This is a genomic window from Modestobacter lacusdianchii (genome assembly GCF_054177765.1).
The window spans coordinates 166,786-181,310 of sequence record NZ_JBJJTJ010000001.1; the positions used below are offsets into that span (position 1 = coordinate 166,786).

Below are 14,525 nucleotides of genomic sequence, written 5' to 3' on the forward strand. Positions count from 1 at the left end.
CCCGGCCACCGCGCAGGAGCCCCGGATGGCCCGCACCCGGCTCGCCGACGCCGTCTCGTCCCTGACCCTGCGCGGCCGCTGCCTGGTGGCCGCCGGGGTCACCCTGGTGCTGCTGGGCGCCCTGCTCGGCGAGCGGGCCCTGGTGCAGCTGGCGCTGTTCGTGCTGGCCCTGCCGGTGGTCTCGGCCATCGGCGTGGCCCGGCAGCGCTTCCGGGTCGCCACCCGGCGCACCGTGACCCCCGCCCGGCTGCCCCGGGGCGGCACGGCCGACGTGCTGCTGGAGGTGGCCAACACCGACCGCCGTCCCGGGGGGCTGTGGCTGCTCACCGAGCAGCTGCCCGCCGAGCTGGGCACCCGTCCGCGGTTCGTCGTCGAGCGGCTGACCAGCGGGGCCACCGCCCCACTGCGCTACCGGCTGCACGGCACCCGGCGCGGGCGCTTCGCCCTGGGCCCGCTGCGGCTCCGGCTGGTCGACCCCTTCGGGCTGGTGCTGCGCACCGCCGCCGGCAGCGACACCGCCGCCCTGCTGGTCGTCCCCCGGGTGCGCCCGCTGGAGGGCAGCGGCTCGCTCAGCGGCGCCGGCGGGTCCGGCGGCGAGGGCGCCCGGCGGTCGATCGCGGTGCACGGCGAGGACGACGTGAGCACCCGGGAGTACCGCTACGGCGACGACCTGCGCCTGGTGCACTGGCGCGCCACCGCCCGCACCGGCGAGCTGATGGTCCGGCTGGAGGAGCGGCCCTGGCGCGCCGCGGCCACGCTGTTCCTGGACAGCCGGGCCACCGCGCACCTGCTCGGCAGCTCGGTCACCGCGCCCGCCGACCCGGCGGCGCCGCAGGACACCCTCGAGTGGGTCGTCGAGGCGGCCGCCAGCATCGGCACCCACCTGCTGCGCCGCGGCGCCGGGCTGCGCGTGGTCACCGACGGTGGCGAGCTCACCCCGGCCCTGGGGCAGGGGCAGCTGGGGCCGGAGGAGCTGCTCGAGCGGCTCGCCGTCCTCGGTGGCTCCCGCTCCCCCGGCCTGCAGGCCGGCGCCGAGGCGATGCGCCGGTCCTCGGTCGAGGGCCCGGCCATCTGCCTGCTCGGCCTGGTCGACCCCGACGACGTCCTCGCGCTGACCCGTGCCCGCTCCGGCCCGGGCACCGACGTGGCCGTGCTGGTCGACCCGGCCGGCTGGCTGGACGCCGGCGCCACCCGGGGCCGCCGGCCGTTGAGCCCCGCCGCACGGGCCGAGGTGTGCACCCGGCAGGCCCGGGCCGCCGACCTGCTCCGGGCCGCCGGGTGGCAGGTGGTCCTCGCCGGCCCGGACCGGCCGGTCGAGCAGGTCTGGGCGCAGCTGGGCGCGGCCTCGGCCACCGGCGGGCGGGTGCCGGCATGACCCGCCCGCCCGAGGAGTCGTCCCGGTCCCTCGGCACCGGGGCCGGCACCGCGCTGGCGGCCACCGTCGCCGTCCTGCTCGGTGCCCTGGCGCTGGACCCGGTGTTCGCCGCCCGCACCTGGATCGCGCCGGTGACGCTCGCCGTCCTGGCCGTCGGCCTGGGCGGCGTCGCCCTCCGCGCCCTCCTGCTGAGGGTGGTCGACGCCGAGGGCGGCCCGCTGGTCACCGCGGCCGGCCGGCTGCTGGTGCCGGTCGGCCAGCTGGCCCTGGCGCTGGTCGTCCTGACCGTGGTCTTCACCCCCGAGCACGCGCTGGCCGGCGTGCTGCCCACGCCGAGCAGCGTGGCCGACCTGGGCGGGGTGCTGGCCGACGGCACGGCCGAGATCCGCGAGCAGGCCACCCCCGCGCTGCCGCTGACCGGCCTGGTGGCGCTCACCACGGTGTTCGTGGCGCTGGTGGCGCTGGCCGTGGACCTGCTCGCCGTCCCCGCCCGGCAGCCGGCGCTGGGTGGACTGGGCCTGCTGGTCCTCTACTGCGTCCCGGTCAGCACCGTCACCGGCGACGTCTCGTTCGTCTCCTTCGCCGCGCCGGCCGCCGGCTTCGCCGTCCTGCTCTGGGCGGACCAGCGGGGGCGGCTCATCGGCAGCGCCCGTCGGGGCAGCGGCTCGCCGTTGGGCACCGGCACCCTCCCGGCGCTGCGCACCGGGCTCGTCGCCCTCGTCGCCGGGGTGCTCCTGCCGGTCGCCGTCCCCACGCTGGCCGAGGGCTCGCTGGCCGCGGGGATGGGCGGGGCCGGCACCGGTGACGGGGTCGGGACGGCGCTGGACCCGGTCGCGGAGATGCAGGGCCAGCTCACCCTCCCCGAGCCGATCGACCTGCTGCGCGTCGACTCCTCGGTCGAGGACCCGGGCTACCTGCGGGCAGTCGCCCTGGACGAGTACGACGGCGACGAGGGCTGGCACCTGAGCAACCTGGACGGTCAGCGGTCCATCGCCGACGACGGGACGCTGGCCCCGCTGTCGGCGGCCCAGAGCAGCCGCCGGGTGACCGCCGACGTCACCGTGCTGGAGCACGACGACCGGTTCCTGCCCCTGCTCTACTCACCGCTGTCGGTGCGGGTGCAGGAGTCCGACGCCGAGGACTGGCGCTTCGACTCCGACGCCCGGACGGCGTTCGGGCGGGACACCACCACCGCCGGGCTGTCCTACCGGGTCGTCGCCGAGCAGCCCGACCCCTCGGTGGCCGAGCTGCAGGCGGTCCCGCAGACGTCGGAGGACGCCGACCTGCAGCAGCGTTACACCGAGCTGCCCGAGCTCGACCCCAGCGTCACCGCGCTGGCCGACGAGCTGACCGGCCCCGAGCAGACCCCCTACGAGCGGGTGCGCGCGATCCTGGGCCTGTTCACCGACCGGGCCAACGGCTTCACCTACACGCTGTCGACCCAGCCGGGCACCACCGGGGACGACCTCGCCGACTTCCTGCGGCTGCGCCGCGGCTACTGCGAGCAGTACGCCGGCGCGATGGCGGTGCTGGTGCGGGCCGCCGGCGTGCCGGCCCGGGTGGTGCTGGGCTACACCCCCGGCCGGGAGCGGGGCGAGGACGACGCCCGGGTGGTCACCACCGACGACGGGCACGCCTGGGTCGAGGTCTGGTTCGCCGGGCTGGGCTGGATCCCCTTCGACCCGACCCCGATCGCGGCGAACCGGGCGGTGCCGCTGCCCTGGGCCCCGCGGTCGGAGGCGATCACCGACGCGGTCAGCGACCCGGCGACCCCGTCCGCGGAGGCGCCGGTGCCGGCCGGTCCGACGGCCCAGCTGGACCGGGACGACCAGCAGGTGCCGCTGGCGCTGCCGACGGACGCGGAGCCCTCGTCGCTGCTCCCCTGGCTCGCCGGGGCCGCCGGCGTGCTGCTGCTGGTCGCGGTGGCCGGGGTGCCGCTGCTGGCCCGGCGCCGGCTGCGGCGGGCCCGGCTGGCCGACGGCCGAGCGGCGGCGCTGTGGGACGAGCTGCTCGACACCACCACCGACCTGGGCATCGAGGTGGCCGGTGCCTCGACCGCGCGGCAGCTGGCCCGGCAGCTGGCCGAGCGCCTCTCCGGCGCCGAGCCGGCCGCGGTGGCCGGGCTGCGCACCCTGGCCCTGGCCGAGGAGCGCTCGGTCTACGGCCCGCCCACCGACCGGCCGGGCCCCGACCCGCAGCTGACCGAGGCGCTGGGCACCGTCCGGCGGGCGCTGCTGCGCTCGGCGACCCGGTCGCAGCGGCTGCGGGCGGCGTGCTGGCCGGTGTCGACGCTGGCCGCCGCGGGGCGCTGGGTCACCGCGCACACCCCGCGACCGCTCCGCTCGGCCTGACCCCTCGGCGCACCTGAGCCCGTCGCGCCGGGTCCACCGGCCCGGGGTGACCGCTCCGCCCGGCGGGGTGTCGCCGGGCCTCGTTACGGTGGCGCCGGCGGCTGCCGCCGTCGCCGTCCGCACCCCCGGAGCGCCCCTTGCGTGAGATCGCCGTGTTCGCCGGAAGTGCCCACCCCGAGCTGGCCGCGGAGATGTGCGCCCAGCTGGGCGTGCCGCTGCTGCCGGTGCGGACCACCCGCTTCGCCAACGACTGCCTCGAGGTGCAGCTGCAGGCCAACTGCCGCGAGCGCGACGTCTTCCTGGTCCAGCCGCTGGTGACGCCGGTGCAGGAGGCCCTGGTCGAGCTGCTGCTGATGATCGACGCGGCGCGCGGCGCCTCCGCCGGGCGGATCACCGTGGTGATGCCGCACTACGCCTACGCGCGCTCGGACAAGAAGGACGCCCCGCGCATCTCCATCGGCGGCCGGCTGATCGCCGACCTCATGGTGGCCGCCGGGGCCGGCCGGGTGCTGGCGATGACCCTGCACTCCCCGCAGGTGCACGGGTTCTTCAGCGTGCCGGTGGACCACCTGCACGCGCTGCGGGAGCTGGCCGACCACTTCCGCACGCTCGACCTGTCCCGCACGACCGTGGTCTCCCCCGACCTGGGCAACGCCAAGGAGGCGGCGGCGTTCGCCCGCCGGCTCGGGGTGCCGGTGGCGGCCGGGGCCAAGCAGCGGTTCGCCGACGACCGGGTGAGCATCAGCGCGGTGATCGGCGACGTCGCCGACCGGGACGTGATCGTGCTGGACGACGAGATCGCGAAGGGCAGCACGGTGCTGGAGCTGATCGACCGGCTGCGCGACGCCGGCGCCCGGTCGATCCGGGTGGCCTGCACCCACGGCTTGTTCGCCGCCGGCGCGCTGGAGCGGATCGGCGCCCAGCCCGACGTGCTGGAGATCGTGTGCACGAACACGGTGCCGGTGCCGGCGGGGGCCTCGGAGAAGCTGACCGTGCTGTCGGTCGCCCCGGCCCTGGCCCAGGCCGTGCAGCGGATCCACGACGGGGAGTCGGTCAGCGCGCTGTTCGACACGGTGCCCACGCCGGAGGGCTGACAAGGCAGCGCAGCCGCCGGCCCCGGAGGGACGGCGGCTGCGGTGTCGACGGGCGGACCCGGCGCGCGGCTACTGGTCGTAGCGGCGGCGGAAGCGCTCCTCGAGGCGGTTCTTCATCGGCTGGCGGCGGGCCTTGGCACCGCGCGCCCCCCCGGCGGCAGGGCGGCCGGCCGGCCCGGGGGCGCTGCCGGCCTCGACCGCGCCGGTGGCCGACTTGTAGTTCAGGACCCCGAGGACGGCGCCACCGAAGGCGATGAGGAAGCCGAGGACGCCCAGGAAGACGTTGGGGACGGCCACGCCACCGACCACGACGGCCAGGCCGACGACGACCAGGAGAGCGCCCAGCTGCAGCTTGCGGCGGGCCTTCTGCCGGCGGTCGCCGGTACGGACCGTCGAGGCGAACTTCGGATCGTCATCGACGAGGGCGCGCTCGATCTGCTCCAGCAGACGCTGCTCGTGCTCGGAGAGCGGCACGTCGACCTCCAGGTGCGCAGTGCAATCAGCCACCGGCGGCAGTCCGCCCGCGGTGACACCGAGGATACGAGCCGTTGGCGGGCTGCGAAAGGCGAGTTGCCCTCGACACACCCGTCGAGGGCCCGGAACCCCCCGCCGGGGGGTGCCACAGGGCCGACGAGCAGGTCAGCGACCGGTTCCCCGGGATGGGTCGCGCACGACCGGACCGGCTCTCGGGACGTGCCGCCGACCCAGCAGCGTCGCCGGCCGGACCGCGCCCGCGCCGAAGCGCCGGGCGGCCCGGTCCGCGGCCAGCTCGGCGTCCCGGCGGCCGTGCTCCCGCGCCCCCAGCTCGAGCTGACGGGCGGTGGCGTCGGCCTCGACCAGCCCCTCGGCGCGCACCCCGACCAGCCGGATCCGGGCGCGGTCCAGCCCGAGGGCGTCGAAGAGCGTGCGGGCGGTGTCGTACAGCTCCTGCCCCACGTCGGTGGGCACCTTGAGGGTGCGGGAACGGGTGATCGTGGTGAAGTCGGCGAAGCGGACCTTCAGGGTCACCGTGCGGGCCAGGTGACCGGTCGAGCGCAGCCGCCCCGCCGTCCGCTCGGCCAGGTGCAGCAGCTCCCGGTGCACCACCTGCGGGTCGTCGACGTCGGTGCCGAAGGTCTCCTCCGCCCCGGTCGACCGGTCGGGCTCGTCGGGCACCACCCGGCGGGGGTCGCGCCCCCAGGCCAGCTCGTGCAGGTGGCTGCCGGCCGCCTGGCCCACCGCCCGCTGCAGGGTGCGCGCCGGCACGTGCGCCAGGTCGCCCACCGTCTTCAGCCCCAGCCGCAGCAGCACCTCCTCGGTCTTGGCGCCGACGCCCCACAGCGCACCGACCGGCAGCGGGTGCAGGAAGTCCATGACCTCGGCCGGGGGCACCACCAGCAGCCCGTCGGGCTTGGACCGGGTGGAGGCCAGCTTGGCCACGAACTTGCTGCCGGCCACCCCGACCGAGCAGGTGATCCCCTGCTCGTCGTAGACCCGGGCCCGGATGTACTCACCGATCTCGACCGGCCCACCCAGCCGGCGACCCGCGCCGGCGACGTCCAGGAACGCCTCGTCCAAGCTCAGCGGCTCCACCAGCGGGGTGATCGAGCGGAACAGCGCCATCACCGAGCGGGACACCTCGGTGTAGAGGGCCAGGTCGCCGGGGAGCACGGTGGCCGTCGGGCACAGCCGCAGCGCCCGGGAGGTCGGCATCGCGCTGCGCACCCCGTACCGGCGGGCCTCGTAGGTGGCCGAGGTGACGACCCCGCGGTTGCCCACCCCGCCGACGATGACCGGGGTGCCGGCCAGCTCGGGGTGCCGGCGCACCTCGACGCTGGCGAAGAAGGCGTCCATGTCGACGTGCAGCACCGTGCAACCAGTAGTGCGTCCGGACACCTGACACCCCCATCCCTCGTGATCGAACACGTGTTCGAGAGGGTAGCCGGTCAGCCGCCGCCGAAACGCGTCGCCAGGCGGTCGAGGTCGGCGCCGAGACCACCTCGTGACCTGGCTGCCCGGCGGGCGGAGGTGACCACCGGGCCCAGCGGGCTGCGCAGCACGCTCGCGCCGCTCCGCACCAGGGCCCCCACCAGGCCGTGGTCCTCGCTCACCGCCAGCGGCGGGAAGCCGCCCGCCCGCAGGTAGGCGCTGCCCCGCACGCCCAGGTTGGCGCCGTGCACGTGCGGGTGGACGGCGCCGACGCCACCGGCCCGCCAGGCGTCGTAGGCCGCGTCGAAGGCCCGCACGGCCCCGGGGGCGAAGCCCGTCCAGTCGTCGATCTCCACCGTGCCCACGAACGCGTCCGCACCCGACCGCGCCGCGCTCCGGTGCACGCCCAGCCAGTCGGCCGGCACCCGGCTGTCGGCGTCGGTGCTGGCCAGCCAGACCCGCTCAGGCGCCACCCCGGCCCGTGCCGCCGCGGACAGCAGGTGCAGTGCGCCGCGGTGCCGGGCCCGGCCCACGTTGCCGGCCGGACCGCCGTCCTCCAGCACCTCGACGCCGGCGCGCCGCGCGAGCGCGACCGTGCCGTCGGTGCAGCCGTCGGCGACCACCACGAGCTGCACCGCCGTGCCGGTCAGCCCCGGCAGCTGGGCGGCCGTGGCCAGCGCCGCCAAGCAGCCCGGCAGCAGCTGCTCCTCGTCCCGCGCGGGCACCACGACGCCGAGCAGGTCGACCCCGCTCACCACAGGTCCTCGGCGGCGGCGACCGACGCGGCCCGCAGGTCCCCGGTGCCGGCCGCCACCCAGCAGTCCAGCAGCAGGTCCGGCTCCTCGTGCGCGGCGACCCGCGGCCAGGGGATCGCCGTCCGCAGCGCATCGTGCACGGCGTCCCCGGTCTGCGGGTACTCCCTCACCGGGTGCCGCCAGTGCACCGCGAGCAGCGTGCCGCCGGGCCGGACCGCGGCCCGCACCTGGGCCAGCAGCCGCTGCAGGTCGGCGGCGTCGAGGTAGTAGAGCACCTCGGAGAGCACCAGCAGGTCGACCTGCGGCAGCGGCCGGGCCGGCACGGCGGCCTGCTCGATCCGGACGTGCCCGCGGCCGGCGACCCGCGCGGTGGCCCGCTCGACCGCGGCGGCGCTGGCGTCCCACCCGGTCAGCCGGTCGCACCGGTCGGCCAGCCGCGCGGTGAGCTCGCCGACCGAGCAGCCGACCTCGAGCCCGTCGGTGTACCGCCGCCGCGGCAGCACCGCCGTCGTCAGGGCGTACTTGCGCTCCTCGTACCAGCGGGTGCGCATCGACCAGGGGTCGTCGGCCGCGGCGTACATCGCGTCGAAGAAGGACGGCGGCAGGCTCACCGGAAGAGCACCTCCAGCTCACGGTCGAAGTGCGCCAGCACCCCGGCCGGCAGCACCGCCCGGTCGGCCGGGTCCGGACCCAGCGGCCGGACCTGGGTGACGAACCGGGCCACCGCGGCCCGCTTGGCGGCCCGCACCGCCGGCGGCAGGTCGACCCGGTGCGCGGTGTGCCAGGGCACCCGGGGGTCGTCCGGGGTGGCCCAGTGCCAGGCCCAGACCGGGTACTGCCACACCGGCACGCCGGCCGCGGCCCCGGCGGCCACCGCGGCCCGGCCCACTGCCTCGTGGTCGGGGTGCGCGTCGCCGGTCCACGGGGCGAGCACCGCGTCGCAGCCGGCGACGGCGGCGGCCAGCCGCTCGGTGAGCTCGCCCGCGCACCCGGCGAGCCCGGAGTCCGGCAGCCGCAGCCGGGTCACCCGGGCCGGCACGCCCAGCTCGGCCAGCGCGGCCACGGTCTCCGCCACCCGGGCGGCGGCGAGCTCGGCCGGTCGCAGCACCGCGCTGCCGGGGTGGCTGCCCTCGCCGTCGGTGGCGGCGACCAGGTGCACCGGCACCCCGGCGCCGGCCAGCAGCGCCAGCACTCCTCCGGCGCCCAGCACCTCGTCGTCCGGGTGGGCGGCGCAGACCGCCACCTGTGCCCAGCTCGGGTCCGGCACCCAGGCCGGCCAGTCCTGCCCGGTCAGCCAGGGCGTCCAGACCTGCTCCGCGGTGCCCGGTGCGGCGATCCGGTCGCCGGTCACCGCACGCCCTGTTCCCGCACGAGTGCGCCGAGGGCGGCCAGGTCGCGCTCGCCGTGGTGCTGGCGCAGGTAGACGGTGAGGTCGGCGACCCGGGCGGCGTGCTCGGCGTCGTGGGCCAGCGGGCCCGCGCCGAGGGTCCGCCCGACGACGTCCAGCACCTCCGCACCGGCGCGCGCCACCAGCGCCCGCACCCGCTGCGCGCGCAGCTGCGCGGTCCCGGCGCGGTCGAGCGGGTCGGCGTCCACCTCCGCGGCGGCCGCCCGCAGTGCCGCGTCGACCCCGGCGAGCAGCACGTCGACCGCGCCGAGGGCGGCGTCGCGCAGCGGGTCGGGCCCGCGCTGGACGGCGGCCGCGGTGAGGGCCGCCGCCACGCCCTGCGCGCCACCGGCCCAGACGGCGGCGACGCCGATGCCGCCGTGCCAGAAGCCGGGCCGGTCCAGGTAGCCACGCGGGCCCCCGACCGGGACGCCGGGGACGTCGAGCAGGTGGACGTCGGCGGTGTCGCTGCCGGCCATGCCGGCGTTCACCCAGGTCGTGGGGTCGACCCGTACGCCCGGCCGGCCCAGGTCGACCAGGAAGAGCCGGCGCCCGTCCTCGGCGGTGGCCGTCACCAGGGCCGCGGTCAGCGTGCCGGCGCCGGAGCACCACCGCTTCCGGCCGGACAACCGCCAGCCCTCGGGCGTCGAGGTGGCGACGACCTGCCCGTCCGGCGGCTCGGCGGCCCAGACGCCCAGCCGGGCGCCCTCGGGCACCGCCGGGCCGCTCAGCTCGGCCAGCACCGCCACGGCGTCGGCGTGCCCCTCGGCCAGCCGGGCGAGCGGGAGACCGCGGCGGGCGACGGCGGCCAGCGACCGCCACCGGGTCAGCGTCGCGCCGGCGCCGGGCAACGGTGGGGACCAGCCGTCCTCGAGCAGCGCACGGAACGCCGCCGCGGTGCCGGCCACCGCCTCGCGGGCCGGTTCGAGCCCTGGACCAGCGGTTCGGGGGACGGTCACAGCCCTCGACCCTGCCACACCGGTTGTGGGCAACCGGGACGCCTCGTCCCCGGAGGTGTGGGAGGTGGATCTTCGCGGTAGAACAGCCCCAGGTGGCCGCCGTCCGGTGGCCACGATGACGACGATCGGAGGAACCATGGCGTTCGACGACGACGACATGACCAGCACCGAGGGCCCCGCGGACTCGGGCGCGGGCGAGGGCACGCCGGGTCAGCACGACGGCGGTGCCGACGGCGGCGCCGAGGGCCCGGCCGACTCCGGCGCCGGCGGCGGCACGCCCGGGCAGCACGACGGCGGTGCCGATGGCGGCGCCGACGGCGGTGCCGACGGTGGCGCCGAGGGTCCGGCCGACTCGGGTGCCGGTGGCGGCACGCCCGGGCAGCACGACGGTGGCGCGGACGGCTCGGCCTGACCGTGCTCGACCTCGATCTGCAGGACCGGGCGCCGTCCTCCACCCAGGAGGACGGTGCCCGTCCCTGGGCGGGAGCCGATGCCCGTCCCGCGTTGCGCCGCTGCATCCGGGTCGACCCGGCGGTGTTCGCCACCGAGCACTGGGCCCGCCGGCCCCTCCTCTCCACCGCCGCCGAGCTCGGCGGCACCTTCACCGACCTGCTCGACCTCGAGGCCGTCGACGAGCTGCTGAGCACCCGCGGGCTGCGCACCCCGTTCGTGCGGATCGCCAAGGACGGCGCCGTCGTCGACGCCAAGCGGTTCACCAGCCCCCAGGGCGCCGGCGCCGAGGTCGCCGACCAGGTCTCCTCCGACGCGGTGCTCCGGCTGTTCGCCGAGGGCAGCACCGTCGTCCTGCAGGGCCTGCACCGGCTGTGGCCGCCGCTGATCGACTTCGCCGGCCAGCTCGCCGTCGACCTCGGCCACCCCACCCAGGTCAACGCCTACATCACCCCGCCGTCCTCGCGCGGTTTCTCCCCGCACTACGACGTGCACGACGTCTTCGTGCTGCAGGTCGCCGGTGAGAAGCACTGGACGATCCACGAGCCGGTGCTCCCCGACCCGCTGCGCACCCACCCCTGGGCCGACCGCGCCGACGAGGTCGCCGCCGCGGCACGGCGCACCCCGGTGATCGACGCGGTGCTGCGCCCCGGCGACGCCCTCTACCTGCCCCGTGGCTACCTGCACTCGGCGGTGGCGCTGGGTGAGATCAGCGCGCACCTGACCGTCGGCGTGCACTCGGTGACCCGGTGGGGTGCGGTCGAGTCGGCGCTGGACCTGGTCCGCACCCTGGCCGCCGACGACCCCTCGCTGCGCGGCTCGCTGCCGCTCGGCGTCGACCTGGCCGACCCGGCAGCCACCGCCGACGACGTCGCCGCGGTGCTGTCGGGCCTGCAGCGCTGGCTGGGCGAGGTCGACCCGGCGGCCGTGGCCGACGCGCTGCGCGCCCGCACCTGGGCGCAGGTGCGGCCGGCCCCGGTGTCGCCGCTGGCCCAGTCCAGCGCGATCGCGGCGCTGACCGCCGACACGGTGCTGCGGGTGCGACCGCTGCTGCGGGTGCAGCTGCGCGAGCCGGACGGTGACCGGGTCGCCCTGGTGGCCGGCCGCCGCACCCACGACCTGCCGGCCACCACGCACCCGGCGCTGGCCGCGCTGCTCGCCGCCGGTGAGCTGAGGGTGGGCGACCTGCCCGGGCTGGACGCCGCCGACCAGCTCACCCTGGCCCGCCGCCTGGTGACCGAGTCGATCGCGATCGTCCCGGGTGCCCGGGCCGGCGGCGCCGCCGGCGCCGCGGAGCACGATGGGACCCGTGACGACCGCACCGAGGCCTGAGCGCACGGAGGTCGACCCGCAGTTCTGCCAGGACGCCGGGCAGGCTCCGGCCCCGCGAGCCAACCCGGCGGGCCGGCTCGACGACGCCCGCTGCTCGGTGCAGGCGCTGCTGCGCGGGGACTCGCCCGTCGCCACCGCCCCGCCGGCCCGCCGGTGGCTGCTGGTCGAGCAGCCGGGCCCGTGGGGCCGGGACGCGCTGCTGGAGTCCCGGTTCGACCGCCGGGTCGCCTCCCGGCTGGCCGCCCGGGCGCGGGAGCTGGGCATGCGGATCCAGATGGTGCGCCGGCCCGGTGAGCGGCTGGCCGACTCCGGCCGGCGCTGGGCGGTCGCCGACACCACGCCGGGCCGGGAGACGGTGACGTGGTCGACCCGGGAGTCCGACGCCGAGCTGCTCGACCGGCCCTGGGACGGGTCGGTCGGCGAGCCGACGGAGGTGCCCACCTACCTGGTCTGCACCCACGGGGCGCACGACGTCTGCTGCGCGGTGCGGGGGCGGCCGCTGGCCCGGGCGCTGCCCACCGGCGGCGTCCCGGCCGACGTCTGGGAGACCAGCCACCTGGGCGGTGACCGGTTCGCCGCCAACGTCGTCGTCCTGCCCTGGGGCTTCGTCTACGGCCAGGTGCCCGACGACGGCGCCGCGCTGCTCGCCGCGCACGCGGCCGGCCAGGTCGCGCTGCCGTGGCTGCGCGGCCGGGCCGGGGTGCCACCGGCGGCGCAGGCCGCCCAGCAGCACGCCCGGGCCGAGCTCGGGCTGCTGGGCGTGCACGACCTGGCCACCCGGCGGGTGCGCGCGCTCGAGGCGCCGGCGGGTGGTGTCGAGCGGTTCGAGGTGACGCTGACCGGGCCGGCCGGCGACGTGCTGGTCACCGTGGAGAGCCGGCTGTCGCCCGAGGCGCACCGGCTCACCTGCGCGGCGGCCCGGCCTGGCCGCTGGCGCACCTGGCACCCGCTGTCGCTGCAGGCGGCCTGACCCTCAGCCGAGGGCGCGGCCGCGGGCAGCGAGCAGCGGGATCGCCAGCTCCACCGGGGTGAGCGACCCGTGGTAGGCGGTCAGCACCGACCCGTGCGGCTCCTGCGCCCCGGCGGTGAACGCCCAGGTGCCGCGGGCCAGGGCGACGACGTCACCGATCCGGGCGGCCAGTGCGGCGTCGACCTCCCCGAAGACGCCGCTGGCGATCGCCTCGTCCCGGCCGACCACCCAGCCACGGTGGCCGATCACCGCGCGCCAGGCGGCGAGCACGTCGGCGGCCGCGCCCGGCTCGGCGTGCACGTACCGGGCCCGCGGCTCACCGGCCAGCAGCGCCACCCCGTCGAGCAGCCCGGGCTCCTCCTCGACGTCGAGCCGGGTGGAGTCGGGCACGTCGACCATGCCGTGGTCGGCGGTGACCAGCAGGACGGCGTCCTCGGGCAGGCCGGCGGCGAGCTGCTCCACCAGCCGGTCGACGATGCCCAGCTGTGCCCGCCAGCTCGGTGAGTCGACGCCGCGGAGGTGCCCGGTGAGGTCGAGGTCGGCGGTGTAGCCGTAGACCAGGCTGCGGTCGCCGGCGCGGAGGGCGGCGTGCATGCCGGCGACCAGGTCTCCGGCGCTGTAGGCGTCGACGTAGTCGGCGCCCCGGTAGGCGGCGCGGGTCAGCCCGGAGCCGCGGAAGGTGTGCGGCCCGACCGCGGTGCAGGTGACCCCGTGGGCGGTCGCCTGCTCGAAGACCGTGGGCTGCGCCTGCCACTCCCGCGGGTCGGGGTCGTCGCCCCAGTGCACGTGGTTGAGGGTCCGGCCCTGCCCCGGCACCGCGGTGACGAAGCCGAGCACGCCGTGGCTGCCCGGCGGCAGACCGGTGCCCAGGGTGGTGAGGCTGACCGGGGTGGTGCTGGGGCACGGGGCGGACAGCACGCCGGCCGGGGTGCCCAGCGCGTTGAGCACCGGGGCGTCGTGCGGGTGGGCGGCGACCAGGTCGGCGCCGAGTCCGTCGACCAGCAGGACGGCGACCCGGCGGGCACCGCCGAGGGCCGGGGTCAGGTCGAGCGGGTCGGCCGGCAGGTCACCGCGGTGCACCGGGACACCGAGGGCCGCGGCGACGCTGGGCAGCACGTCGGCGAGGGTGTTCCCGCCGTAGGCCGGGACCCCGAACTCCTCCGGCAGCACCATGACAGCTGGGCCCGCCGGGTCAGCCGGCGGGCCGGGTGGCCAGCACGTGCAGGCCGGTGGCGACGTCCCGGTAGGGCGAGGTGCCGGCCAGGGTCAGCTCCAGGGCGCGCAGTGCGTCGGGGTCGGCGCCGGAGGCGGCCCCGAGCAGGTCGGCGACGACCGAGACGCCGCGCCACTCCCCCGGCTCCAGGCCCGCACCGGCGAGCAGTGCGAACAGCTGCTCGGGGTCGAAGCGCCGGCGGGCGGGCCCGCTGCGGCCGGGCGCCGGGTCGCGGTCGGTGAGCAGGGCGCGGGCCTCCACCGGGTGCCCGCCGACCGCACGGGACAGCACGGCGCCGGCCCGGTTGGCCGTGGCGAGGGACAGCTGCCCGCCGGGGCGGAGCACGCCGGCGAGCTGGCTGAGGGTGCTGGCCGGCTCGTCGACGACCTCGAGCACGAAGTGGCACAGCACCAGGTCGAAGACCTCGCCGGACGGGAGCGCGGTGAGCATCCGGTCGCCGTCGCCCTGGACGCCGCGGACCCGCTCACCGGCGCCGGCCGTGGCGGCGCGGCGGTGCAGGGTGGCCAGCGCGTCGGCGCTGGGGTCGACGACGGTGACCTGGTGGCCGAGGGCGGCGAGCGGGACGGCGAACATCCCGCTGCCGCCGCCGAGGTCGAGCACCTGCAGCGGGGTGCCGGCGGCGACCAGTGGGTCGAGCGCGGCCCAGATCGCTGCCGTCCGGGCCGGGGCCTGCGCGGCGGTGGCGGGAGGGGTCGTCACCCCGGGGAGCC

Annotated in this window: 14 protein-coding genes; 6 read left to right on the top strand and 8 right to left on the bottom strand. The window is 77.8% G+C overall.

What is annotated here, in order from left to right:
* Window positions 1-25: 25 nt before the first annotated feature.
* From ACJTNH_RS00800 to ACJTNH_RS00810, 3 genes are all read left to right on the top strand, one after another.
* Window positions 26-1,375, top strand: a complete 1,350-nt coding sequence (locus ACJTNH_RS00800) for a DUF58 domain-containing protein (protein WP_458172302.1) — start codon at window positions 26-28, stop codon at window positions 1,373-1,375.
* Window positions 1,372-3,726, top strand: coding sequence for a transglutaminaseTgpA domain-containing protein (locus ACJTNH_RS00805; protein WP_458172303.1), 2,355 nt, complete (start codon window positions 1,372-1,374; stop codon window positions 3,724-3,726). The genes ACJTNH_RS00800 and ACJTNH_RS00805 overlap by 4 nt, the downstream gene beginning before the upstream one ends.
* A 137-nt stretch (window positions 3,727-3,863) precedes the next feature.
* On the top strand, window positions 3,864-4,820 hold the full coding sequence (locus ACJTNH_RS00810; RefSeq protein WP_458172304.1) for a ribose-phosphate diphosphokinase: 957 nt from the start codon (window positions 3,864-3,866) through the stop codon (window positions 4,818-4,820).
* Window positions 4,821-4,889: 69 nt separating this feature from the next.
* On the opposite strand, the gene ACJTNH_RS00815 is transcribed toward ACJTNH_RS00810, so the two are convergent.
* The 6 genes from ACJTNH_RS00815 to ACJTNH_RS00840 all read right to left on the bottom strand — a co-directional run bounded on the left by ACJTNH_RS00815 (window position 4,890) and on the right by ACJTNH_RS00840 (window position 9,829).
* Window positions 4,890-5,327, bottom strand: coding sequence for a DUF3040 domain-containing protein (locus tag ACJTNH_RS00815; protein ID WP_458172305.1), 438 nt, complete (start codon window positions 5,325-5,327; stop codon window positions 4,890-4,892).
* A gap of 132 nt (window positions 5,328-5,459) precedes the next feature.
* Window positions 5,460-6,668, bottom strand: coding sequence for a DNA polymerase IV (dinB, locus tag ACJTNH_RS00820; RefSeq protein WP_458172306.1), 1,209 nt, complete (start codon window positions 6,666-6,668; stop codon window positions 5,460-5,462).
* 77 nt (window positions 6,669-6,745) lie between these two features.
* Window positions 6,746-7,483, bottom strand: a complete 738-nt coding sequence (locus ACJTNH_RS00825; protein ID WP_458172307.1) for a glycosyltransferase — start codon at window positions 7,481-7,483, stop codon at window positions 6,746-6,748.
* On the bottom strand, window positions 7,480-8,094 hold the full coding sequence (locus ACJTNH_RS00830; protein ID WP_458172308.1) for a class I SAM-dependent DNA methyltransferase: 615 nt from the start codon (window positions 8,092-8,094) through the stop codon (window positions 7,480-7,482). The genes ACJTNH_RS00825 and ACJTNH_RS00830 overlap by 4 nt, the downstream gene beginning before the upstream one ends.
* Window positions 8,091-8,834, bottom strand: a complete 744-nt coding sequence (locus ACJTNH_RS00835) for a PIG-L deacetylase family protein (RefSeq protein WP_458172309.1) — start codon at window positions 8,832-8,834, stop codon at window positions 8,091-8,093. The genes ACJTNH_RS00830 and ACJTNH_RS00835 overlap by 4 nt, the downstream gene beginning before the upstream one ends.
* Window positions 8,831-9,829, bottom strand: a complete 999-nt coding sequence (locus ACJTNH_RS00840) for an acyl-CoA dehydrogenase family protein (protein WP_458172310.1) — start codon at window positions 9,827-9,829, stop codon at window positions 8,831-8,833. The genes ACJTNH_RS00835 and ACJTNH_RS00840 overlap by 4 nt, the downstream gene beginning before the upstream one ends.
* Before the next feature lie 136 nt (window positions 9,830-9,965).
* On the opposite strand from ACJTNH_RS00840, the gene ACJTNH_RS00845 reads away from it, so the two are divergent.
* From ACJTNH_RS00845 to ACJTNH_RS00855, 3 genes are read left to right on the top strand one after another with little or no spacing between them, the layout of a single operon-like run.
* Window positions 9,966-10,241: a BatC protein gene (locus tag ACJTNH_RS00845; protein ID WP_458172311.1), complete on the top strand. Its 276-nt coding sequence runs from the start codon at window positions 9,966-9,968 to the stop codon at window positions 10,239-10,241.
* A 2-nt stretch (window positions 10,242-10,243) separates the two neighbouring features.
* Entirely contained in the window at window positions 10,244-11,611 is a 1,368-nt protein-coding gene (locus tag ACJTNH_RS00850) for a cupin domain-containing protein (protein ID WP_458172312.1), read from the top strand.
* Window positions 11,589-12,581 (top strand): sucrase ferredoxin, encoded by a 993-nt coding sequence (locus tag ACJTNH_RS00855; RefSeq protein WP_458172313.1) that lies wholly within the window; start codon window positions 11,589-11,591, stop codon window positions 12,579-12,581. Before ACJTNH_RS00850 ends, ACJTNH_RS00855 begins: the two co-directional genes overlap by 23 nt.
* Window positions 12,582-12,584: 3 nt before the next feature.
* On the opposite strand, the gene ACJTNH_RS00860 is transcribed toward ACJTNH_RS00855, so the two are convergent.
* Both ACJTNH_RS00860 and ACJTNH_RS00865 read right to left on the bottom strand, forming a co-directional pair.
* Window positions 12,585-13,754: an alkaline phosphatase family protein gene (locus ACJTNH_RS00860; protein WP_458172314.1), complete on the bottom strand. Its 1,170-nt coding sequence runs from the start codon at window positions 13,752-13,754 to the stop codon at window positions 12,585-12,587.
* 19 nt (window positions 13,755-13,773) lie between these two features.
* The gene (locus ACJTNH_RS00865; protein ID WP_458172315.1) at window positions 13,774-14,514 is read right to left on the bottom strand and encodes a methyltransferase domain-containing protein; all 741 of its coding nucleotides are present in this window, start codon (window positions 14,512-14,514) and stop codon (window positions 13,774-13,776) included.
* Between the last annotated feature and the right edge of the window lie 11 nt (window positions 14,515-14,525).

Coding starts and splice junctions, on each gene's coding strand:
- ACJTNH_RS00800 (WP_458172302.1), top strand. CDS start 26: ATGGCCCGCACCCGGCTCGCCGACGCCGTCTCGTCCCTGACCCTGCGC.
- ACJTNH_RS00860 (WP_458172314.1), bottom strand. CDS start 13,754: ATGGTGCTGCCGGAGGAGTTCGGGGTCCCGGCCTACGGCGGGAACACC.
- ACJTNH_RS00845 (WP_458172311.1), top strand. CDS start 9,966: ATGGCGTTCGACGACGACGACATGACCAGCACCGAGGGCCCCGCGGAC.
- ACJTNH_RS00805 (WP_458172303.1), top strand. CDS start 1,372: ATGACCCGCCCGCCCGAGGAGTCGTCCCGGTCCCTCGGCACCGGGGCC.